Genomic DNA, 20,922 nt, shown 5'->3' with positions numbered 1-20,922 from the left:
CTGGGGATATCGAGATGTCAAGCCGCGCATCTGGGCATGACGACAATTTTATAAATAAACAATTCTACCACAACAGGTGATGTTCCGCCGGAAGAGGGAGTGGATATCGGCATCTGAGATCGCCGAGTATGCGTACTGTCCTGTGGCGTGGTATCAGAGCAGGATGGGGATGCGACCGTCAGGGCATATGCGCCGGGAGATGAGGGACGGAAGGGAGATGCACAGGGCGGCTGGCAAATCGCTCTCAAGATCCCATCATCTGGAGAGGCTCTCTGGCGTCCTGAGAGTCACAGGAGCAATTCTGATGATCGTGTCAGCGATTGGATGGTTTGTTCATGAATGAGATCGCGCCGCTCCTTTTCGCTCTTGGCGCAGCATCTCTGCTCCTCTCCATCAAGATATCCTCGGCCGCGAGATCTCTGCGCCTCAGGTACAGGCTTCCAGATGGAGATGCCATCTACTCAGATCTATCCGGATCCGGAAAGATACTGCGCTCTGAGCGCTACCGGCTCTCAGGAAAGCCGGATTACATAATAAAAGAGGGCAGGCATCTGATACCTGTCGAGGTCAAGAGCTCCGCGGCTGAAGCGCCGTACAGGGGCCATCAGCTCCAGCTCGCAGCCTACGGCATGATCATGGAGGATCTCTACAGAACAGATGTTCCCTATGGCTATATCGTCTACAGGAACAGGCGCTACAGGATAGAGCTCGACGACGATCTCAGGGCCGAGGTTCTTGACAATCTGGATGGTATGAGGCGCGCGCTCAGAATGAGACGCGCTCAGAGAGACCACAACGAGAGGGCGAGGTGCGTGAGGTGCTCCTTCCGCAGGAGCTGCAGGGAGGCAATTTCTTAGGAGAGCGTTAGAAATCTCGACCTGAAGACGCTCCCGTGAGTATGGCGGTGCTTACATCCTGCAGGCTATCGGCATCCTCCAGCCGCTTCCGAAGGCGCGGTCTGTTACCTTGATCCCGGGCGGCGCCTGCTTCCGCTTGAACTCAGCGGTTTTCACCATCCTGAGCACGTATCTCACCAGCTCAGGATCGAAACCCGCGCTCACGATCTCCTCCTCTGACTCTCTCTGCTCTATGTGCCTATGCAGGATCTCATCCAGGGTCTCGTAGGGGGGCAGCGTGTCCTGATCCCTCTGGCCAGGCCTGAGCTCTGCAGAGGGCGCCTTCTCGAGGACCCTCTCAGGGATCACAGCTTTTCTTCTGTTAATCCATCTGGCTATCCTGTACACCATCGTCTTTGGGACATCTGAGAGCACCGCGAATCCACCCGACATATCCCCGTAGATCGTGCAGTAACCGACCGCTAGCTCTGATTTGTTCCCGGTCGAGAGAACGATGTGTCCGAACTTGTTCGAGAGCGCCATGAGTATATTCCCGCGAATCCTCGCCTGTATGTTCTCCTCGGTCACATCCCGCTCAAGGCCCGTGAAAACCGGCTCAAGTGTGCGCTCATATGCTGCCATTATCTCAGCTATCGGTAACGTGATCGTCTTTATCCCGAGATTTCCTGCAAGCTCGACTGCATCCTCGATGCTCTCTCTGCTCGTGTAAGGAGATGGCATGAGAACTCCTGTCACATTCTCAGGGCCAAGCGCCTCAGCAGCGATCGCTGCTGTGAGAGACGAGTCTATGCCGCCGGATAGCCCGATCACAGCGGATCTGAATCCACACTTTCGAACGTAATCCCTGGTGCCTAGCACCAGCGCCCTCCATATCTCTGACTCGGGAGAGAAGTCGTCCTGGGAGACATAACCGCTGGCGGAATCGATGTCCACTACGAGCACATCCTCCGCAAACGCCGCTGCTCTGGCCATCAGCTCTCCGGAAGGAGCAAAGGCGCAGCTTCTGCCGTCGAAGACCAGGTCGTCATTGCCTCCCACCTGGTTCACATAGATAACAGGGACTCCATACTTGCGGGCGATGCTGCTGAGCATCGCCTCTCTTCTGAGATGCTTCCCTGCTGTGAAAGGCGATGCTGACATGTTTATAAAACAGTCAGCTCCGCGCAGATCATCCAGAGGATCTCTGTGGTACCTTCTGCGCCTGAAGACGTCCCGGTCGTTCCAGATGTCCTCGCATATGGAGATTCCAAATGTTCTCCCGTTTATTTTCAGCATCTGAGGCCCTGATGCAGGCTCAAAGTATCTGTCCTCATCGAATACATCGTATGTTGGAAGCAGCGTCTTGCGGAAGATCTGCCTCACAGACCCATCAGCGAGAAGAGCTGCGGAGTTGAAGAGCGGTCTCCCCGTATCAGATCTGTTCGGCTCCGCTATGCCGACAAGCACCGGCGGAGATCCCCTGAGATCGAGCGCGAGCCTCCTCAGCACATCCCATGCTTTATTCACAAAGCCGGGCATCAGGAGGAGATCGCGCGGCGGATATCCCATCAGAGACATCTCGGGGGTTATCGCCAGATCCACATCTAGAGACGCCACCGCCTCTCTTATAAGAGACGCGTTGCCCTCGAGGTCTCCAACGGTTGTGTTGATCTGGAGAAGAGCTGCTCTCATCGGATCGGCATATGCGCATCTCTTGTATATACCAATCTTGCTCGAGCAAGATGCTCTTCGTCGGAACTGTAGTGGTGTCGTGATCGATATGCAGAGATCAGCTAATCTCTCCGACACCCCACATCTTGATTGATGGCTATGAATCGCCTGAAGTTTTGCGATTACCCAATATCACAGGCAGACCACAAGCAGTCGTGCACGCCTGGAACTGCATCCTCGATCAAAGCAGTTCAGGCATGCCCTCAGATGCACCTGCGAGCGAGTTCTTCAGCGCCCTCACGAGCTCCGCGCGGATCCTGCTGTTCCTGTCGCCACCACAGACCGCGCCCCTCACCCCGAGTATGTCAGGAGATACCGCTCTGATGGCATCAAGGTCTTTAATCCCGAGGTTTCCTGCCAGAGCGGCCTCGAGCCCAAGATCATGGGCTGAATCGACAAACATCTTCAGCTCATCCACAGCCATGAACTCCAGCGTGGATCTTCCATCCTTTACGGCGGTATCAACCATGACAACATCAGCTCCGCATTCGGCAGCTATCTCCGGAAGCGACAATGGCGGGAGAGAGCCCGCCCTCCTGAAATCGGAGTATGCTGCTGCCACTATCTTCCTTCGCGAATCGAAATCCCTCACAGACCTCACGATCGGCCTCAGAAGCTCGATCGCCTCCCCAGGCTCACTCACGCCCAGCAGGCCTGCCTTGATGTAATCGGCGCCTGATACTGCCGCGCCCAGGGCGGCGAGGCTCGCAGTTCCGGGCTTGAACGGAAGATCTCCTATTGTGGCGCTGACTGGCGCCCTTCCCGCGACCAGCTCCACCACAGACCTGATCGCCCACGGAAAGTTCGCCCCGAGTGAGCCCTCCCTTGGGTTCTTGACATCGATTATGTCTGCACCGCCTTCCAGGGCAGCTATCGCCTCTTCCAGATTCATCGGACTTACCAACAGCCTCATATTCATCATTTCCCGAGAGGATAGGGATGCGTTGCATCTTCGTGATGGACATATTTAACGGTGAGGTGGTCCATGCGGTAAGGGGGGAGAGATCCCGCTACCGCCCCATAAGTACATTCAGCAGGGTGGTATCGACCTCGGATCCAATTGAGATCGTGGATACCCTTGCCCCGAAAGAGGTTTACATCGCGGATCTGAACAGGCTCTCCGGCAGCGGAGATAATCTCAAGATAATCGAGAGCATATCTTCGAGATCAGCCACCATGGCAGACATCGGCATCTCCAGCATCTCCGACCTTGATATGCTTCCAGAACCTGCAGCACCTGTCCTGGGGACTGAGACGGCATCGCTGGATCTTATCTCAAATGCATCATATCTTCGCGATACAGTTGTGAGCATAGACATGAAACACAGGAGGGTAATATCGGAGAGGGATGATCTGGATCCGCTGGAGCTCATAAAGGAGGTGAACGATCTCGATCTTCTTGGCATCATACTTCTGGAGCTGGACAGGGTCGGGACGTCAGCGGGCACAGACATCGAGTTCCTGAGCCGCGCCGTGGCCGCAAGCGATCACCCTGTTCTTGTCGGCGGTGGCATCCGAGGCCTGAGCGATATTCATGCCCTTAACGAGATCGGTGTTCAGGGAGTGCTCGTTGCGACCGCCGTGCACTCTGGGGCGATACCCATCGAAGTTATACGGCTGGGAGATGCTCGGTAGGGTTGGGACGCGGTGCCATTAGGCCTCAACCATCTCCCACGCCGGTCCATTCTTCCCACTCGCGTGTCAGCTGGGTGCATGCGGGCGGTTTTCTGACACACAGATCCACTCACAATACCACAATTTCATAAAAACATGAGCTCATGCCGGAGCTCTATCAGGTGAACCTCAGCTTCCTGACCTTCATCGTCGATAGATCGACGTGCGGCACGATTCCGGGCGTGGGCTGTATGTTCATCTTCTTCTGGAACTCGGTCTGTCCCTGCCACGTGCCGCTGTTGATCAGCGTCACGCCCTTGTATCTCGTTATACCCACGACATGCACGTGCCCGCAGTGGAGTATCGCAGGCGGCCTGTCTATCACGTAATGATCCTCGACCTCTGGAGCGACAGAGACCCTGTTTCCGTATATCGGGCAGAGATGCCTCCGCCGGAGCATCTCAACCATCGCGAGCTCCGGCTCTCTGTATGAGAGACCCGGAACCTTGAGCACGAAGTCGTCAATCGATCTCCCATGGTAGATCAGCACCGGCCGGGAGGAGATCGTTATCCAGGAGGGGTTCCCGACGAATATCACGTTGCTGGAGAAAAGCGATTGTATCTCCTTCGGCAGCGCTGGCTGCGGCTCTGCCTGCCTCACTATATCGTGGTTCCCCGGGGATATCACGATCTTTATCCCGGAGGGGATCTCTGAGATCAGATCCGCGGCCAGCTGGTACTGCTCGTAGATGTCCTTTATCTCGAGCTCGTCCTCCTGCCCCGGGTAGACTCCGATCCCGTCGACGATGTCTCCAGCGATCACGATACAGCCAACATTCGAGCTGAGCCCTGTCGGATCCTCTCCGGATATCCAGGAGACGAAGCGGTTCCAGGTCTCCCTCATAAACTTCCTGCTCCCCACGTGGAGGTCTGATAGAAAGAGAGCTCCGCCGGATGCAGCTGTCAGGGGCTGTGGCTGAGCCTCAAGATCCGGCCAGACGATTGACTTCGCGAATATGCGACCCTTTCCATCTGATGTTCCGGTGATGCCCACGACCTCGTCTGTGACGAGAAGCATCGAGTCCTCATAAGCTGGTGATTCCCTGGCGAAGAGCACGGTCACCATCCCTGTGGGATCCTCGAGCTCCACGACTCTGGCTCTGGATGTGTTTCGTATATCCATTATCATGCCGATAACAGAGACCTCGCGCCCTGCGGTCTGTGCGCCCAGGCTTTCGATTGGACGGGAGCTCATCCGCCTGCTCAGAAGATCGTGGATCTTCGCGTATCTATCCCGGAAGTACTTCACGAAGTCGGAGTAGTTCCCCAGACAGGTCGATCTTCCTGTGATCTCCCTCAGCACCTCGACCTCGACGCCGGAGCCCGTCTGCTCGGGCGCGCAGCTCGTCGCTGAGATTTCCTTCACCATTTGATATTCTGTTCTCACATTCTTAGCTGCCTTTCCGCCCTCACCATCCAGAAGTGAGAGCACATGCTCAGCGCTGACCACGACAGTGCTGGCGTCGAGACTGCTTATCAGATGGTCGATCGATCCCGTGTCTTTTTTAGAGAGTATCTCGAGGGCCTCAGGTGTGAGCTGGTATCCCCTCTCAGCGAACATCTGAACGATCTCGAGCATCGAAAGCCGTATAACACCCTCCACCAGATAAACCTCCCGATGAAGCTATCGGATACTCTGTCAGGTCTTCCGTCCTTTGTCAAGGACATCATATTCGTAGTCGTGGTGGTCGGCGGCGTCTCCCTTGTCTCCCAGGCGCTCCTCGGCCTCTGGACCCCGATTGTCGCGGTTGAGTCAGGAAGCATGGTCCCGAACATGAACATCGGAGATATCATAATCGTGCAGGGCATATCAAGAACAGATGTGGTCACGTGGGAGGAGGGCGAGGCGAGGGGATACAGATCTTTCAACAACCCCGGGGATGTCATACTCTACCGCCCGTATGGCAAGGAGAAGCTGGGTGTGCTCGATATCATCCCCGGCATCCTGGGTATCGGGAGCGGTGGGGATAAGGCCACTCCCATAATACACAGGGCGATGAGGTGGGTGGAGAAGGGCGAGCCGATGTGGGAGGGCGGACCGCCAGCGCCATTCGCGGGATACATAACCAAGGGGGATCACAACGAGGTCATCGACCAGATGGCTGGAAGGATACTGGGGATGCCCAACTACGCATACATCAGAGAGCATCCGGAGCGGTTCAGGGAGACGGCAGATGGCATCTTGGTCGACAGGGAGACTGGCCTTGTCATTTACAGCCAGGGCAACACATCGTATGTGACAGATGGGATAAGCTATCTGACACCTGTGAGAAAGGAGTGGGTCATAGGCGTCGCGAGATATAGGATACCGTATGTGGGCTATCTCAGACTCATACCTGAGATGATCGTGGACCGGATTCGCGATATCATCTGACCTTTCTCGCGATGACTGCGATGTGATCCCTGTGGTGTGGCAGGTCCACCCTTCTCAGGACCTCCACGCCCCTGAGGCGCTTTATCTCCTCATCGAAGATATCAGCGGCCCGAGCCGTTGAGTCGATGGACATCGCCTTTATCATCACCACCATCAGACTGTTTGGCTTCAGGTATATCGCTGCGTTTCTCGATGCGATCTCAGCCTGGTTCCGCTGCGCCACATCCTGGTATATCAGATCCACTGGCTCGACGATCCTGCGGTACGTCTCAGGTCGCGCCGCATCCCCGAGCACCGGTATTACGTTCTCCCTCCTCTCTGCCAGATGCAGTAGATCTCTCATCGCCCTCGGAGAGATCTCGACCGCGTAGATCAGCCCATCTGTGAGAATATCGCTGAGGTAGCTGACCGTGGCGCCGTTCGCAGCGCCGAGATACAGCACCTTTCCGGATGGCACCACCCCTTCCAGGCAGTGATGCCTCAAAAGAAGGGAGGCGAGCTTCGATCTTCTCGGATCCCATACTCTAAGGCCGTCAACTATCTGCTCGCCGTAGAGTGGCTCCTGTGAGGGCGAGCGGGTCGCGAGTCGATCCTTTCTGAGAATGTAAAGCCCGGGGAGTATCTCCCTCATAGCTCCGCGCCCACAGAGGTTGTGGTGAGCTTCACATGCTTGACGCCCTTCAGCGCCATCATCCTCTCCGCCGCCCTCCTCACATCCTTCCCCTCGCCGCGGAGGATCACCACCTCGAGGCAGTTGTCCTTGTCCAGGTGGACGTGGAGGCTCGAGGTTATGATATTCCCAAACTCATGCTGTATGTCCGTCAGGTTGTCCACCAAGCCGCGCTGATGGTGGGAATAGACTATGGTTATCACGCCCACCCTCTCGCCCTCTACATCGCTCATCCACTCATAGTGAATGATGTAGTTCCTTATCGCGTCCCTGATTCCCTCTGACCTCGAGGAGTACCCCCTCTGGGTGATTATCTCATCGAAGCGGCTAAGCAGCTTCTCCGGAAGAGATACACCAATTCTCATGAGCTCCTGTTCCATTAAACCACCACCATTTATTTTGGTCAGATATAGTAATAAAGTTATTGGAATAAAATCTTACTATTTTTGATTTGCGCTTTTTTCGGTAAGTGCCACTCAGATAGGGGAACGCGGATCGAAAACCATTCAGGTGGAAACAGACCTTGCTGCTCTCAACCCACATCATCTGGCTGTGTACGCGAATCATCGAGATCCTCATTGCATACATGCTGCTTCGGGAAACCTCTCGTCAGATGCTCTCGATTGCAGCTCTATCTTTCAGCTGTTCATGCCCATAGCTCAGGAGGGGCAAGAGGTTTTTCATCATATTAATGCATAGCTGAGATCATGATGCCCGCACTTATAATCGCAGGAACCCACAGTGGGGTTGGCAAAACCACTGTCACGCTGGGCCTGATGGCCGCTCTGCTGAGAAGAGGGATGATCGTGCAGCCATTCAAGGTCGGGCCTGATTTCATAGACCCGACGCATCACACGGCGATATGCGGCCGGCCCTCCCGCAACCTGGATACGTTCATGATGGGCTCAGATGGCGTGAGAAGATCGTTCCTCTCTGCGATAAAGGGGGCAGACGTAGCGGTGGTAGAGGGCGTAATGGGGCTCTACGATGGGATCGGCGGTACCGATGAGGCCAGCACCGCAGATGTGGCAAAGGTTCTCGGCATACCTGTCGTGCTCGTGGTGAACGTGCATGGCATGTCCAGATCCGCAGCAGCCCTGATACACGGCTTCCGTTCCTTCGATCCTGCTGTCAATATCGCCGGGGTCATACTGAACCAGGTCGGGAGCGAGCGTCATCTGAAAGCGCTGAGAGAATCCATAAACTTCAGGATATTCGGAGCGCTTCCGAGGAGGAAGAGCATCTCGCTTCCGAGCAGGCACCTCGGCCTGGCGATGGGCTTCGAGATCGATCATGATGTGAATGCGCTTGCAGATCTAATGGAGGAGAACGTCCTGCTGGATGAGCTGCTCGATGCATGCACGCTCCAGATCGCTGTGCCGGAGACGGAGATCGGAGAGAGCGGAGAGGGCAGGGTGCGCATCGCGATCGCCCATGACGAGGCCTTCTGCTTCTACTACCAGGATAACATCGATCGCCTGAGGGCTGCGGGGGCGGAGATAGTACCTTTCAGCCCAATCCGGGACGCACTTCCTGATGTCGATGGCATCTACATAGGCGGAGGGTATCCTGAGCTACATGCTGCCTCACTCGAGTCCGGGAGGTGTATTCAGCAGATCAGAGCGGCTGCATCTGATGGCATGCCGATCTATGGTGAGTGTGGGGGTCTCATGTATCTCGGAGAGCATCTGGTTCTGGATGAGAAGAGCTACAAAATGGCCGGGGTCCTGCCGGCCTCGACGGTGATGACCGGACGTCTTCAAGCCCTGGGCTATGTTGAGGCGGATGTCATCAGAGAAAATCCGGTGGCTCCAAATGGCAGCGTGGTACGAGGGCATGAGTTCCATTATTCGAGAATGGAGTGCGACAGAGACGCAAAGCTCGCATACAGGCTCAGGCGCGGCCAGGGGATTGCAGACGGCATGGATGGCCTGGTCGAGCACATGACCCTCGGCGGATACCTCCACGCGCACTTCGCCTCATTCCCCGTGGAGCATTTCATGGAGAGCTGCATGGCCTACAAAAGGATGTAAGACTAAAAAATGAGAGACAGGAGATAAACGCAGTTACATCCTCCATTTCCCTGCGGGGAGGGGTCTTCTGCCTGCTATAATGGAGATATCACAGATCTTTAACATATATTCCTGACCGACACCCTTATATCATGATAATATGTAACACGCTGTCACTGTACACGCTCTGGGAGGGCTGCAGGAGGGTGCCGATGTGCTTGGAATAGATGATCCTTGGATATGGGGTGTTTACATTTTATGCATTTTGAGCACAGTTCTGTGCGTCTCATACGGCATCGCCAACTGGAATAAAGGCGAGGAGATGGAGAAACAGGAGCTGATGGAGGAGGCTGCCTGGGAGGCCCAGGAGCTGGAGATGCAGGAGAAAGAGCTTGGAATGTGATTTTTATGAATCTGTTACTGCTCAATGTGATAGTTCTGGTCTACCTGCTTGTCACGCTCTACCTGGGCTACAGGGGCTGGGCGACAACCAGGGACACTGAAGGATACATGGTGGCGGGCAGAAAGATCCATCCTTACATAATGGCGATGAGCTACGGGGCGACCTTCATCAGCACCTCCGCGATCGTGGGATTCGGCGGCATGGCGGGGCTCTTCGGCATGGGTCTCCTCTGGCTGACATTTCTTAACATCTTTGTGGGGATATTCATAGCGTTCATAATTTACGGAAAGCGCACCAGGCGGATGGGTTACAACCTGGGGGCCATGACGCTTCCAGAGCTGATGGGCAGGAGGTTCGACAGCCAGTTCATTCAGTGGTTCAGCGGGCTTGTGATATTTCTCGGTATGCCCCTCTACGCATCTGTTGTCTTGATCGGAGCTGCCAGGTTCATGGAGACGACGCTCTCCATAGACTTCAACCTCGCGCTGCTCCTGTACTCCATCATAATCGCAGCTTATGTAGTCTGGGGCGGACTGAAGGGGGTCATGTACACAGACGCTATGCAGGGCACGATAATGTTCCTGGGCATGATATTTCTCCTCATAATGACCTATCTTCACCTTGGAGGTGTGACCGCTGCACATCAGGCGCTCACAGACATGGCAAGCCTGGTCCCGCAGAACCTTGCGGCTCAGGGGCACAGGGGCTGGACGAGCATGCCAGCGCTCGGAAGCGCATGGTGGTGGACCCTGGTATCGACCGTGGTTCTAGGTGTCGGGATAGGCGTTCTGGCGATGCCGCAGCTCGCGGTGCGCTTCATGACGGTGAGGTCCAGCAGGGAGCTGAACCGCGGGGTCCTGATCGGCGGCATTTTCATACTTGCAATGACCGGCGTTGCATTCGATGTCGGGGCTCTCTCAAACGTCTTCTTCTACACCACCCAGGGGAAGATAGCGATAGAGGCGGCAAAGGGGAACGCGGACAGCATAATACCTGTTTACATCAATGCAGCGATGCCTGAGTGGTTTGTGTATCTCTTCATGCTCACACTCCTCGCAGCAGCGATGTCCACATCGAGCTCCCAGTTCCATGCCCAGGGCACTGCGATCGGCAGGGATATCTATGAGACGCTCACAGGAAGAAAGGGAACAGGATCCATACTGGTGACGAGAGCAGGGATCATAGCGGCTGTGGTTATTGCGGTCGTCCTCGGATACATACTTCCGGAGAACATCATCGCCAGGGGCACATCCATATTCTTCGGCCTCTGCGCGGCTGCGTTTCTCCCGATGTACACATGCGCTCTCTTCTGGAAGCGCGCCACAAGAGCTGGTGCGATCGCAGGGCTCGTGACCGGCACGCTCTCAAGCGTGCTCTGGATGGTCTTCGTCCACAAGAAGGAGGCCGAGGCACTCGGCATATCCAGATTCATCTTCGGCAGGGATGTGCTGATAACCCAGATGCCCTGGCCTGTGGTGGATCCGATAGTTGTCGCACTTCCACTCGCGTTTCTCGTCACGATTGCCGTGAGCATCCTCACGAGACCGCCGGATAACGCGCATATTGATAGATGCTTCAAGGGCATCAAATAAATTTTTATTTTATTATTTTCTTTACTCAACTATGGCTTTTTTCGCATCGGGATTTTTATATCTTGACATTGTATTTCCGTATGTTAACACTGTGATGTCTCCACTGGAAATCTATTAATACGGTGAGATGCTCTCAGATCCTGAATGCAGAGGAAAAGGCCTTTTCATGTTATGATCATTCCCACACTGGGGTGTCCTTCTAAGTGCAGCTACTGCTGGAGCTCTGAGGAGGGCTCTCCGGTGATGAGCATCGATACTGTAAAGGAGATCGTCGAGTGGCTGAAGGTCTTTCGTGATGATCCTGTGACCTTCACCTTCCACGGCGGTGAGCCGCTGCTGGCGGGCGTGGAGTTTTACAGGGAGGCGCTGCCGTTGCTTGCAGATGGCCTTTCACACCTCACTCCATCATTCGCATTGCAGACGAACCTCTGGAGGCTCACGCCTGAGCTGGCTGAAGTCCTCAAGGAGTACGATGTGCCGATCGGCTCCAGCCTGGACGGCCCGAAGGAGATAAACGATTTTCAGAGGTCAGAGGGTTACTACGACCGGACCATGCGCGGTTACGGCATCGCCCGCGATCACGGCCTGAGCGTGCAGTTCATATGTACATTCACCTCACACTCCATAAAGTACAAAGAGGAGATCTTCGATTTCTTCATGAGCAATGGATTGACACTGAAGCTCCATCCCGCGCTACCATCGCTTCGCAGCGACGAGCCGGAGCGTTGGGCTCTCGATCCGGCTGAGTATGGGGAGCTTCTGGTGTATCTCCTCGACAGATACCTCGAGAACATGGAGAGGATCGAGGTGAGGAACATCAACGATCTCTGCAGGTGCGTCTTCAGCGGTCGCGGGACTGTGTGCACATTCGTGGACTGCATAGACAACACTTTTGCTGTGGGGCCGGATGGAAGCATATACCCTTGCTACAGGTTTGTCGGGATGCCCGATTACGTCATGGGCAGCGTCTACGATCGCCCCTCGATGGAAGAAATCAAAAGCTCAGACGCCTGGAGGCGGATGAACCGCTTCAGGGAGTGCGTGGAGGTGCACTGCAAGAAATGCAGACACATCAAATACTGCAGGGGCGGATGCCCTTACAATGCGATATCACATACAGATGGAATGATAAGAGGCGTGGATCCATACTGCGTCGCCTACCGGAGGATCTTCGACGAGATCGCCGAGAGGTTCAACAGAGAGCTTCTCAGCTCCATGGGGTTGCAGAGCAGCAAGCCTGGCATAATCGCGCTCATCCGCAAGATCGCATCAAAGGAGGAGCCGAAAGGGCTTTGATATTTTATTCGTCGAATACCTGCAGCAGAGCAGTATCTATATAAGTACGCTGTAAAATTACCATGGGTGACCAATATGAGTAAACAGATCGTGTTTGCGGCTTTGTTCTGCGTCACAGTCCTGCTCTTCACAGGGATTGTCGCTGCTGAGCCGGTGCTTCTGAGGGCTGATAGCGGAAAGAACGTGACTGAGATGAACGCCACCCTTACCACCAACTACTTCCTTGGAAAGGCGGTGAAGCTGACCGCGCCGAGCCAGAACTGGAAGATTCAGGAAGTGCTCGTTCCGGGAACCGACGGCTGGAACAAGACACAGACAGAGCTGCCACCAGCAAGGACCATAGCACTTGAGATAAGAGACAGCGACCTCAAGCTCCTGTATCACTGGTCTGATATCCAGCTTGAGTACTTCACGTTCCCAGCAGGTTTTGGGGTTGCGAGAATTGAGGTGCCCTCTGTGGCAGTCAACGGTGATTTCTACGTAGTCTTATACGAGCGTGGAGCTGTGGGGACACTTGCAGAGCTGGATAACGCGAAGAATCAATCGTTCGTATTCGACAGATCCACAGGCAACCTCTCTCCCGCCGTGCTTCCGGTCAGAGATAACAGAACAATTCCGGTGAACTGGGTCATCTGGGCTGTTGGGGAGTGATCTCTCCAATATTTTCAGATCTGTCCGGATGGGGCATATAAAGTCGAATCATCTGCAGATGGCTCCCGGAAGTCTTCCGGGCAGGCCCTCTTTTCATCCTTTTGGCACGCCTCTTCTCTCGCATGCGGGGGTCTCTATCGAAACCATGTTATAGCCGCACTTCCAACCCTGAGGCGATGCTCTTCGAGAGAAAGGTGGCGGTTGTGAGCTTCCCGGGGATAGGCAGCGTTGGGAAGGTCGCGGTCGATTACCTGATCAGCTATATGAATTCAAGAATGATCATGACGCTGCCCTTCAGCGGCTTCCCCCCACAGGTTCTGATCCAGGAGGGCATAGCCAGGCTCTTCACGCTCGACGTCTTCTCTCCTGAGGGAAGAGATGATATCATTTTGCTCACGTCAGATGCCCAGCCGCTTGAGGTCCTGGGCATGAACAGGCTCGCAGGCGAGATCCTGAGCGAGATGAGGGCGATGGGAGTGAGGGATGTCGTGACTCTCGCCGCCTACGTGGGAGCTGTTCATGAGAATGTTGTGGGAACATCCACAGAAGCTGCTGGTGTGGAGCTGCTGAAGAACGCGGGCATATCTGTGATGCCCAGCAGCATAATAGGCGGGATGAATGGAATCATAGCTGGCATGGCCCCACTCTACGGCCTCAGAGGATTCTGCATCCTCGGGACAACATCAGGGGACAGACTTGTGGATCTGAACGCTGCCAGGAGCCTCCTGCTATCCCTCAAAAATCTTCTCAAGATGGAGATAGACGTCTCGCAGCTCGAGATCGAGGAGGAAGAGGAGGCGGAGGAGATCGAGGCGCCAGAGGTCGAGGAATATGAGGATGATATGCTCTACAGGTAGGCCCTCGCGACCAGAGATCCCCGGCGGACGCAGTTCGCGCGCGCGACAGGCTCGCACTTCGCCCTGAGGATGTAGATCAGTCTCCCTCTGAGAGATTCCTCAAACTCGCTGATCGTCTCGAAGTTGCCCATACCCTTCGCGATCACCAGCCACTCAGTATCGAAAAGCAGCCTCCTCGCATCAGGGTTTATTCTCTCCAGGGAGATCCCGACCACGCCCCCTGTGGGCACGATCTCCGCATCGGTCATCCCTCTCAGCTCATCAGCTGTAACATCATTCAGTATCGGCTCTGCCTTCGGACCTATGACCACCCTCTTTCCCGCCTCTCTGAGTTTCTCTATCACAAAGAGATCGAACACGACCTCTCCAGCATTGTCTGTGAGGTAGAATATATTCGAAGAGCTGGCCAGGAGTTTCTTCAGAGCATCCAGATCTCCGACCAGATCCTCTTTGAGCGTCTCCTCGAAGACAGATGAGAACGACCTGTTATCGAACTCGTGACCCCTCACCCCGAACTCCATCGAGTTCGCTGCAGCAGCTATCCTGACAAGAGCCTCCATACGATCTTCGCTGAGATCGTAGAACCTCTCAGCCACATGAAGAAGATCACGGGCGACGGAATTGCTCTCCTCCTTGAGTCTCCTGTACGGATCCGCGACGCCGCTTATCCGCTTGAGCATGAGCTCACGCTCGGTTCCAACGGTGGCAGGCACATCTCTCATGTGCGATGCCATGAACTTCAGAAGACCCTCTACCAGATCGAGCCGCTGCCCCTCAGGCAGTGAGAGGAGCTCGCACTCGAATCCAGCTCTCTCCAGTATGCATATGTAGCAGCTCGACGCCATCCTCAATACGGCCACCGTCCCGCGAGCACAGCGATCACATCCGGAATCGCACGGCGAGCCACATCAGGATTCGAGCCGCCGCTTAGGACGAATATGAGAGGTTTGCCATCGACCGCTTTTTTGATCATGCTCGCCATCTTCGGGTACGCATTCAGCGTGAGGTCGAACCCGCCATAGTCATCGGTATGCGAATCATGCCCGAATATAACGAAGCATAGCTGGTAGTCGAAGCCTTCCGTGAGCTTCAGCGCGTTCTCCAGCTCCCTCAAAAACGTCTCGTCGTTCGCGTTCCACCCTATTCCAAAGTCGTAGTTGTTCCTCTCTCGATCGAACTCCTTCTGCGATCCCGAGTGGAAGTTGATGTGGAAGACATCCGGATCGTTCCCGAAGAAGTCTCTGGTTCCGTCTCCGAAATGCGGATCGACATCTATGATAAGAAAGCGCTTGAGTCCCATCTTGCGGAGCTTGAGTATCGTTATCGCGACATCGTTGAAGTAGCAGAACCCCCAGCAGCTTCCCCTGGATGCGTGATGTCCTGCTGTTCCGGTGTACGCGAATGCCGACTCCGCCTTTCCGGAGACCACCAGATCAGCTGCCATCAGCACGCTTCCTGCAGAGAGCAAAGCGACGTTCCAGTGCGGGTCGTGCCTCATGTTGTGCATGTGGTTCTCTGTATGCGCCTCGGCCACAAGTTCTACAGGCGCTGGCTGAGGCCTGAACACCTGCACTTCAACGCCATCTACTAGCCCGGAGCTCATGAGGGCGTCGAAAGATGGTTTGATCCTGTCCTTCAGCACAGAGTATCCATGTACCGGAAAGTCCTCGTGGTACACAACAGCTACCTTCATCTTCTCCATGTGAATCCCTCTCTTACATCTGATAATCGGGTCATGCTAAGCGCTTTGGCAAATTGGTGCCACCAGACTGCATGACCTTCAACTCGCTAAACACACAAGAGCGAATCAATCATATCGTTCTCGGATACCTCTCGGTCGGGTACCTCTCGAGCAGCATGCCCTCCACGACTATCGGCGGCTGCTCCAGGGCGTCCCTCATCGAGCACATCTTCACCGCGCACTCCAGCTCCCAGTCTGTGCTTGAGCATATCGTGAGCAGCGGCTCGCCCTTCTTCACGATCTCCCCCATCTTCTTGTGTATTATCACTCCCGCCTTCTTGTCAGCGGGCGCGCCTGCAGCCCTTGCGATCTCTATGATTCTCTTATTGTAGAATGCGACCACGTATCCGTTCGTCGGGGAGAGTATCTGCTTCTGATGCTCTCCGATCTGGATCTCCTCACTCTTTATATTCGGATCCCCGCCCTGCGCCTCGATGATCTCCATGAGCTTCCTGTGGGCCTTTCCGCTAGTCAGTATCTCCTCCGCGGCTCTGTACCCCTCTCCCCTGGCCGCGACCCCTCCCATCTCCAGGAGTATGCCTGCGAGGGCGAGGCTCTTCTCCCTGAGACTGTTCGGCCCCTCGCCTGTCTCCAGCATCTTTAAAGCCTCTCTGACCTCGAGAGCAGGCCCCACTGTGCGGCCAACCGGAGAGCCGCCAAAGGTCATCGCGCACTCCACCCTGATCCCCAGCCTCTCTCCAAGGTCTGTGAGGTCTTTCGCGAGCGTCCTCGCCTTCTCCGGCGTCTCCAGCTTCGTTCCAGGGCCGGTGGGCATATCGACCACGACAGCGTCAGCGCCGACGGCCCCCTTCTTCGCCATTATCGAGGCGAGCATCTGGCTGTAGGGATCGATGGCGAGGGCATACTCCGCTTTTATCAGCCTGTCGTCAGCTGGCGCTATGTTCGTGGCGCCGCCCCATGCGATAACCCCTCCAACGGTCTCTGTGATCTCCTTGATCTCATCCGCTGTGAACTCCACGGGCGCGAGAACCTCCATCAGATCCGCGGTCCCGCCTGCGCCTGTTATCGCTCTAGAGCTTGTCTTCGGTATGAGCAGACCTGAGGCTGCGACAATCGGAACCACGAGCATCGAGACCTTGTTCCCGGGAACCCCACCTATGCTGTGCTTGTCCACGACAGGATGCTTATCGAAGTATATCCTCTCGCCTGTCTCTATCATCGCCCTGGTGAGCCATTCCGTCTCCTGTGGATCCAGGTTATGGATGTAGGATGCTGTGATGTACGCTGATAGCTCAATCTCGCTGAGGTTGTTATCGACGATATCCCTCACTATGCTCCTGATCTGGTCCTCGCTCAGCTTCTGCCTGTCCATCAGCATCTTTATGTATGATATCGAGGCAGGCCTTGGCGCAGGCGATATCTCCACGCTCTTAGCTTCCTTCAGATGCATGAAAGCCTCTGTGAATATGCCGACCTGCCCCTGCTTGATCATCTGCCCGGTCACGTCAAGAATCGCTGTCAGAGATGCGCCCCTCGTTCTAACACGAACCCTGTCTCCCGGATTGAGACCCATCGCTCTGGCATCTGCGATGTTGAGCATGACTTTGTACTGCCCGATCGCTATATCGAAAGGAACAACCTCGAACGTTCAGATCACCCCCATCATCCGCACCCTCTGGATAGGCTCGACATGAGCGTCAGCGAGCGTATCCACTCACCCTTCGCCTCTCTCGTCGTGCCGACAACCATTCTCAGGCCGTTTGAAGTCTCCTCGATCACTCCAGATGCCTCGATCATCTCTCCCTCGAATGCCTGGCCTGCATATGTGTGAGAGTAGCAGAGTATCTCCCCGATCTCATGATCAAGCCTGAAAATACCGGGGCTGTCGAAGGAGTATCTGGCGTCGACAACCTCTGCGACTATTCTGCTTCTGCACACTGGCCTTCCTTCGGGTACAGGAACGATCTCATCCCATTCTCTTGTAAAGAGGAGATCAAAGTACGTGCCATCTATCATTCCGCGGTTGCCCTTGCGCATCTCATGCGCCACGAACTCATCGAAGGGGATCGAGGGCTTCCTCTTCATGTAGATCTTCATCCATGTTGCGCTGTCTAGCTCCTGGATCGAGCCGCTGCGCTTTGCATCAGCTATTGCATCCCTCGCCCTCCACCAGGCGTTCCCATAAACAACCAGATCTATGTCTGATGATCTGCTGTGGAGGCCCAGGAGCATCGATCCAGTGATCCCGATGCATCTCTCAGGGACGCCGTGATCCTCCAGTATGTCAACGATCCTCCTGACCCTCTCATCCTCAGCTCTCACCCTCGGAAGCTCATCAGCCGGCCTGAAGAATCTCTTCACATCATCAAAAGGAACTACATGGACATCCCTGACATAATCAGGATGCTGCATCCTGAGAAAATCAAATGCTTCCTCGAAATCCAGCTTTCTGTATCTTGTGCCACGTGCGATCCTGTCCCCGGATTCATCCGGGATGTATCTGAGCAGGGATCTCACGCCATCGGTGTGGATGTAATCCACGACCGAGAATATCCAGCCGTCCCTGCTCTCAAGAAAGTCCCTGATTCTGGCTCTCATCGCCCGATTACCTCTAGAACCCTGTCTGCCATCGCGCCCATCCTCAGGATCCTCATGGTGGAGAGGTCCACGAGGGTGGAGGGTATGGCGTATCTGCATCTCCCTCCATCGATGAGCATATCCACCCGAGATAAAATCTCCGGATCGATATCTCGTGGATCTGATGGTGGCGTGCCGCCGGTGATGTTTGCGCTTGTGGACGTGATCGGCCCGGTCATTTCGATGAGCCTGAGCGCTATCTCATGATCAGGGTACCTGACTCCGACAAGTGGAGATCCGGCTGTGAGCATATCTGGGACGATTGGCCTCTTCCGCACAAGAAATGTCACAGGCCCTGGCAGAAGTTCTCTCATCATGTCCAGATCTTCGGGCCGGAGGTATGCCACCTCGCAGAGCATCTCGAAGCTTGATACGGCTATGGATATCGGTTTGTCGAGGGGGCGCCTCTTGATCGCGTAGACCCTTGCGATGCAGCTTTCATCAAGAGCGTTTGCGCCTATGCCATAGACGGTCTCTGTGGGATATACCACAATGCCGCCTGAGAGTATGCATCTTGCAGCCTCTTCTGCGCCTCCAACGACAGCCATTGAGAGATCATCTCTTTCTGATGTTTGCGATATCCCCTAGCGTCAGAACCTTCGAACCTCCCCGGGATTTGAGCCTCTCCTCGGTCGTCTCCTCGGTGAGCTTTATCTTGAGCTCCTTCTCGAGCTTCTTCCTAACATCATCCTCGGGGACGAGCTCCTCGCGCTCGATCTTTCTCAGAAGAGATGCCCTCTCCTTAATCCTGAGGGCCAGGTCCTCGAGAGAGAGATTCATGCTCTCCCTGGCATTTTTTATAATATTTCCATAATCCGGCACTACCTCCACCAGATCCCTGAAGTGGTCGCGTGGCTTTGGCTTCTGCACGCGAAAGCTCCTCTCAACAGGCACGATCTTTCTAGGGACAGGAGACCATTTATCCTCAGGCTTGCCGAAGCGAGCGCAGCTCTTGCACACCTCCAGGACAGAGCCTTCGATCACTATCCTCTCGGGAGAGCCAGAGATGTCCGCGCCGCAGATCTCACATTGCCTATCGCTCATCTCTCTCATCTCGGAAATCTTTTATAGCCCTCGGAGTTTAATAAGCTTTGGAGATGGGATGAACGAGCCTCAAAGTGGACCCGACTTCTCGAAGTACATCCTGGACAGGATGAAGCAGCTTGAGGAGCGAAACCTCGCGCTGAGGGAGCAGAAGGACCGCGCTGAGGGCGAGAAGCGGCTCATAGAGAACCAGAAGCTCAAGTACGAGCGCGAGGCCCGGAAGCTCCGCAGCGAGCTTGAGCGCCTGCGCGTCGGGCCCATGATCGTCGGCACGGTTGTGGAGGTTCTCGACGAGAGCAGGGTGATAGTGAAATCGAGCACCGGTCCGAGACTTGTCGTGAGCGTCTCACAGTTCATCGAGGAGGAGCTCAGGCCCGGCGTGCAGGTCGGCCTGAACCAGCAGACGTTCGCGGTGATGTGCGTCCTTCCATCGCCGCGCGATCCGATGGTCTTCGGCATGGAGGTCGAGGAGGTGCCTGATGTCACATTCGAGAGCATCGGCGGTCTCGACAGCCAGATCGCAGAGCTCAGGGAGATCGTGGAGCTTCCTCTGAAGAGGCCTGACCTCTTCCAGGCGGTCGGGATAGAGCCGCCGAAGGGCGTTCTTCTCTATGGGCCTCCGGGCACCGGCAAGACCCTTCTCGCGAAAGCTGTGGCAAACAGCACAGAGGCGACGTTCCTGAGGGTGGTCGGGAGCGAGTTCGTCCAGAAGTACATAGGCGAGGGGGCCAGGCTTGTACGGGAGCTCTTCGACCTTGCAAAGAACAAGGCCCCTGCGATCATATTCATAGATGAGCTCGACGCCATCGGCGCGAGGCGTATTGATGGAGCCACCAGCGGTGACCGCGAGGTTCAGAGGACCCTGATGCAGCTGCTCGCTGAGATGGACGGCTTCGATCCGCGGGGAGAGGTGAAGATCATAGGCGCCACCAACAGGCCTGATATGCTTGATCCAGCCCTCCTGCGGCCCGGAAGGTTCGACAGGGCGATATACGTCCCTCTGCCGAATCGCGATGGCAGGCACTCGATTCTGCTCATCCACACAAGGGGAATGAACCTCGGCCCAGATGTTGATCTGAGAAGCATAGCGGATCTCACAGAGAACGCGAGCGGTGCAGACCTGAGGGCGATCGTCACCGAGGCAGGAATGTCTGCGATCCGCGAGGAGCGGACGCAGGTGCTCCAGAGGGACTTCGAGCGCGCGATCGCCAGGGTGCTTCAGGCAGATACGCATGGCGCGTGCGAGGAGCCGGATCTCCCGAACTATGCGTGAGTCTGGCAACTTCACTGTGAGAAAATAGCTACTTTATCAGGCACGCTTCCAGCGCACCGTATCGGATTCTTGTCGTACTGGCGATTTGCTCAGCGATAGATGCGGTCTTCGCATCCACGGACGATAAGATTCCTGAGAGGGCGTAAAAGATGCGCATGATTCCGCATTAG

Annotated in this window: 21 protein-coding genes and 1 pseudogene; 11 read left to right on the top strand and 11 right to left on the bottom strand. The window is 55.5% G+C overall.

The features are described 5' to 3' along the window. The first annotated feature begins 79 nt into the window (after window positions 1-79). Entirely contained in the window at window positions 80-343 is a 264-nt protein-coding gene (locus NQU42_RS00705; protein WP_296608196.1) for a hypothetical protein, read from the top strand. Beyond that, complete coding sequence (gene cas4 / locus NQU42_RS00700; RefSeq protein ID WP_296608195.1) at window positions 336-857, top strand: CRISPR-associated protein Cas4; 522 nt, start codon at window positions 336-338, stop codon at window positions 855-857. The genes NQU42_RS00705 and cas4 overlap by 8 nt, the downstream gene beginning before the upstream one ends. Window positions 858-908: 51 nt before the next feature. On the opposite strand, the gene NQU42_RS00695 is transcribed toward cas4, so the two are convergent. Next, window positions 909-2,528 carry an NAD+ synthase gene (locus NQU42_RS00695; RefSeq protein WP_296608193.1) on the bottom strand — a complete coding sequence of 540 codons (1,620 nt, stop codon included), beginning with the start codon at window positions 2,526-2,528 and terminating at the stop codon, window positions 909-911. 220 nt (window positions 2,529-2,748) lie between these two features. Further along, window positions 2,749-3,480 carry a (5-formylfuran-3-yl)methyl phosphate synthase gene (locus NQU42_RS00690; RefSeq protein ID WP_296608192.1) on the bottom strand — a complete coding sequence of 244 codons (732 nt, stop codon included), beginning with the start codon at window positions 3,478-3,480 and terminating at the stop codon, window positions 2,749-2,751. A gap of 26 nt (window positions 3,481-3,506) precedes the next feature. Between NQU42_RS00690 and NQU42_RS00685 the strand changes: the two genes are divergently transcribed. After that, entirely contained in the window at window positions 3,507-4,202 is a 696-nt protein-coding gene (locus tag NQU42_RS00685) for a HisA/HisF-related TIM barrel protein (RefSeq protein ID WP_296608190.1), read from the top strand. 157 nt (window positions 4,203-4,359) lie between these two features. Here the strand turns inward: NQU42_RS00685 and NQU42_RS00680 are convergent, their stop codons facing one another. Next, window positions 4,360-5,820, bottom strand: a complete 1,461-nt coding sequence (locus NQU42_RS00680; RefSeq protein WP_296608188.1) for a DNA-directed DNA polymerase II small subunit — start codon at window positions 5,818-5,820, stop codon at window positions 4,360-4,362. A gap of 39 nt (window positions 5,821-5,859) precedes the next feature. Here NQU42_RS00680 and NQU42_RS00675 point away from each other — a divergent pair, with 39 nt between their 5' ends. Then, window positions 5,860-6,615 (top strand): S26 family signal peptidase, encoded by a 756-nt coding sequence (locus NQU42_RS00675; protein ID WP_296608187.1) that lies wholly within the window; start codon window positions 5,860-5,862, stop codon window positions 6,613-6,615. On the opposite strand, the gene NQU42_RS00670 is transcribed toward NQU42_RS00675, so the two are convergent. Further along, window positions 6,608-7,246, bottom strand: a complete 639-nt coding sequence (locus tag NQU42_RS00670; RefSeq protein WP_296608185.1) for a fibrillarin-like rRNA/tRNA 2'-O-methyltransferase — start codon at window positions 7,244-7,246, stop codon at window positions 6,608-6,610. The genes NQU42_RS00675 and NQU42_RS00670 overlap by 8 nt on opposite strands. After that, window positions 7,243-7,665, bottom strand: coding sequence for a nickel-responsive transcriptional regulator NikR (nikR, locus tag NQU42_RS00665; protein WP_296608184.1), 423 nt, complete (start codon window positions 7,663-7,665; stop codon window positions 7,243-7,245). The genes NQU42_RS00670 and nikR overlap by 4 nt, the downstream gene beginning before the upstream one ends. Before the next feature lie 327 nt (window positions 7,666-7,992). Here nikR and NQU42_RS00660 point away from each other — a divergent pair, with 327 nt between their 5' ends. The 6 genes from NQU42_RS00660 (at window position 7,993) to NQU42_RS00635 (ending at window position 14,096) form a co-directional block, all read left to right on the top strand. Further along, entirely contained in the window at window positions 7,993-9,318 is a 1,326-nt protein-coding gene (locus tag NQU42_RS00660; RefSeq protein ID WP_296608182.1) for a cobyrinate a,c-diamide synthase, read from the top strand. 193 nt (window positions 9,319-9,511) lie between these two features. Next, on the top strand, window positions 9,512-9,700 hold the full coding sequence (locus NQU42_RS00655; RefSeq protein WP_366069933.1) for a symporter small accessory protein: 189 nt from the start codon (window positions 9,512-9,514) through the stop codon (window positions 9,698-9,700). 5 nt (window positions 9,701-9,705) lie between these two features. Next, window positions 9,706-11,292, top strand: coding sequence for a sodium:solute symporter family protein (locus NQU42_RS00650; protein WP_296608179.1), 1,587 nt, complete (start codon window positions 9,706-9,708; stop codon window positions 11,290-11,292). A 144-nt stretch (window positions 11,293-11,436) separates the two neighbouring features. Beyond that, a complete protein-coding gene (locus NQU42_RS00645) occupies window positions 11,437-12,588 on the top strand; it encodes a TIGR04083 family peptide-modifying radical SAM enzyme (RefSeq protein ID WP_296608177.1) in 1,152 nt (383 codons plus the stop codon). A gap of 66 nt (window positions 12,589-12,654) precedes the next feature. Continuing rightward, window positions 12,655-13,239 carry a hypothetical protein gene (locus NQU42_RS00640; protein WP_296608175.1) on the top strand — a complete coding sequence of 195 codons (585 nt, stop codon included), beginning with the start codon at window positions 12,655-12,657 and terminating at the stop codon, window positions 13,237-13,239. Window positions 13,240-13,415: 176 nt separating this feature from the next. Then, a complete protein-coding gene (locus NQU42_RS00635; RefSeq protein ID WP_296608173.1) occupies window positions 13,416-14,096 on the top strand; it encodes a PAC2 family protein in 681 nt (226 codons plus the stop codon). On the opposite strand, the gene NQU42_RS00630 is transcribed toward NQU42_RS00635, so the two are convergent. The 6 genes and pseudogenes from NQU42_RS00630 to NQU42_RS00605 form a co-directional block, all read right to left on the bottom strand. Next, window positions 14,087-14,941, bottom strand: coding sequence for an ARMT1-like domain-containing protein (locus NQU42_RS00630; protein WP_296608325.1), 855 nt, complete (start codon window positions 14,939-14,941; stop codon window positions 14,087-14,089). The two genes, NQU42_RS00635 and NQU42_RS00630, sit on opposite strands and share 10 nt — an antisense overlap. A 2-nt stretch (window positions 14,942-14,943) precedes the next feature. Next, entirely contained in the window at window positions 14,944-15,798 is an 855-nt protein-coding gene (locus tag NQU42_RS00625) for a histone deacetylase (RefSeq protein ID WP_296608171.1), read from the bottom strand. A gap of 109 nt (window positions 15,799-15,907) precedes the next feature. Further along, a pseudogene (locus NQU42_RS00620) lies at window positions 15,908-17,440 on the bottom strand (AMP phosphorylase); the annotation flags it as partial. Between the two features lie 20 nt (window positions 17,441-17,460). Then, window positions 17,461-18,396, bottom strand: a complete 936-nt coding sequence (locus tag NQU42_RS00615) for a nucleotidyltransferase domain-containing protein (protein WP_296608170.1) — start codon at window positions 18,394-18,396, stop codon at window positions 17,461-17,463. Continuing rightward, on the bottom strand, window positions 18,393-18,983 hold the full coding sequence (locus NQU42_RS00610; RefSeq protein ID WP_296608169.1) for an L-threonylcarbamoyladenylate synthase: 591 nt from the start codon (window positions 18,981-18,983) through the stop codon (window positions 18,393-18,395). Before NQU42_RS00610 ends, NQU42_RS00615 begins: the two co-directional genes overlap by 4 nt. 7 nt (window positions 18,984-18,990) lie before the next feature. Beyond that, window positions 18,991-19,479, bottom strand: a complete 489-nt coding sequence (locus tag NQU42_RS00605) for a multiprotein bridging factor aMBF1 (protein ID WP_296608167.1) — start codon at window positions 19,477-19,479, stop codon at window positions 18,991-18,993. A 58-nt stretch (window positions 19,480-19,537) separates the two neighbouring features. Between NQU42_RS00605 and NQU42_RS00600 the strand changes: the two genes are divergently transcribed. Beyond that, window positions 19,538-20,752 carry a proteasome-activating nucleotidase gene (locus NQU42_RS00600; RefSeq protein ID WP_296608165.1) on the top strand — a complete coding sequence of 405 codons (1,215 nt, stop codon included), beginning with the start codon at window positions 19,538-19,540 and terminating at the stop codon, window positions 20,750-20,752. The last annotated feature ends 170 nt before the right edge of the window (window positions 20,753-20,922 follow it).

It is taken from the genome of Methanothrix sp. (genome assembly GCF_024518575.1).
GTDB lineage: Archaea > Halobacteriota > Methanosarcinia > Methanotrichales > Methanotrichaceae > Methanothrix_B.
This window is presented reverse-complemented; position numbering and strand designations above follow the sequence as displayed.

Bases quoted from the DNA above. Each gene is read 5' to 3' on its own strand.
- NQU42_RS00630 (WP_296608325.1), bottom strand. From the start codon at position 14,941: ATGGCGTCGAGCTGCTACATATGCATACTGGAGAGAGCTGGATTCGAG.
- cas4 (WP_296608195.1), top strand. From the start codon at position 336: ATGAATGAGATCGCGCCGCTCCTTTTCGCTCTTGGCGCAGCATCTCTG.
- NQU42_RS00605 (WP_296608167.1), bottom strand. From the start codon at position 19,479: ATGAGCGATAGGCAATGTGAGATCTGCGGCGCGGACATCTCTGGCTCT.
- NQU42_RS00685 (WP_296608190.1), top strand. From the start codon at position 3,507: ATGCGTTGCATCTTCGTGATGGACATATTTAACGGTGAGGTGGTCCAT.
- nikR (WP_296608184.1), bottom strand. From the start codon at position 7,665: ATGGAACAGGAGCTCATGAGAATTGGTGTATCTCTTCCGGAGAAGCTG.
- NQU42_RS00705 (WP_296608196.1), top strand. From the start codon at position 80: ATGTTCCGCCGGAAGAGGGAGTGGATATCGGCATCTGAGATCGCCGAG.
- NQU42_RS00625 (WP_296608171.1), bottom strand. From the start codon at position 15,798: ATGGAGAAGATGAAGGTAGCTGTTGTGTACCACGAGGACTTTCCGGTA.
- NQU42_RS00670 (WP_296608185.1), bottom strand. From the start codon at position 7,246: ATGAGGGAGATACTCCCCGGGCTTTACATTCTCAGAAAGGATCGACTC.
- NQU42_RS00695 (WP_296608193.1), bottom strand. From the start codon at position 2,528: ATGAGAGCAGCTCTTCTCCAGATCAACACAACCGTTGGAGACCTCGAG.
- NQU42_RS00680 (WP_296608188.1), bottom strand. From the start codon at position 5,820: ATGCTCGAGATCGTTCAGATGTTCGCTGAGAGGGGATACCAGCTCACA.
- NQU42_RS00660 (WP_296608182.1), top strand. From the start codon at position 7,993: ATGATGCCCGCACTTATAATCGCAGGAACCCACAGTGGGGTTGGCAAA.
- NQU42_RS00645 (WP_296608177.1), top strand. From the start codon at position 11,437: ATGCAGAGGAAAAGGCCTTTTCATGTTATGATCATTCCCACACTGGGG.
- NQU42_RS00610 (WP_296608169.1), bottom strand. From the start codon at position 18,983: ATGGCTGTCGTTGGAGGCGCAGAAGAGGCTGCAAGATGCATACTCTCA.
- NQU42_RS00600 (WP_296608165.1), top strand. From the start codon at position 19,538: ATGAACGAGCCTCAAAGTGGACCCGACTTCTCGAAGTACATCCTGGAC.
- NQU42_RS00690 (WP_296608192.1), bottom strand. From the start codon at position 3,480: ATGAGGCTGTTGGTAAGTCCGATGAATCTGGAAGAGGCGATAGCTGCC.
- NQU42_RS00615 (WP_296608170.1), bottom strand. From the start codon at position 18,396: ATGAGAGCCAGAATCAGGGACTTTCTTGAGAGCAGGGACGGCTGGATA.
- NQU42_RS00650 (WP_296608179.1), top strand. From the start codon at position 9,706: ATGAATCTGTTACTGCTCAATGTGATAGTTCTGGTCTACCTGCTTGTC.
- NQU42_RS00635 (WP_296608173.1), top strand. From the start codon at position 13,416: ATGCTCTTCGAGAGAAAGGTGGCGGTTGTGAGCTTCCCGGGGATAGGC.
- NQU42_RS00675 (WP_296608187.1), top strand. From the start codon at position 5,860: ATGAAGCTATCGGATACTCTGTCAGGTCTTCCGTCCTTTGTCAAGGAC.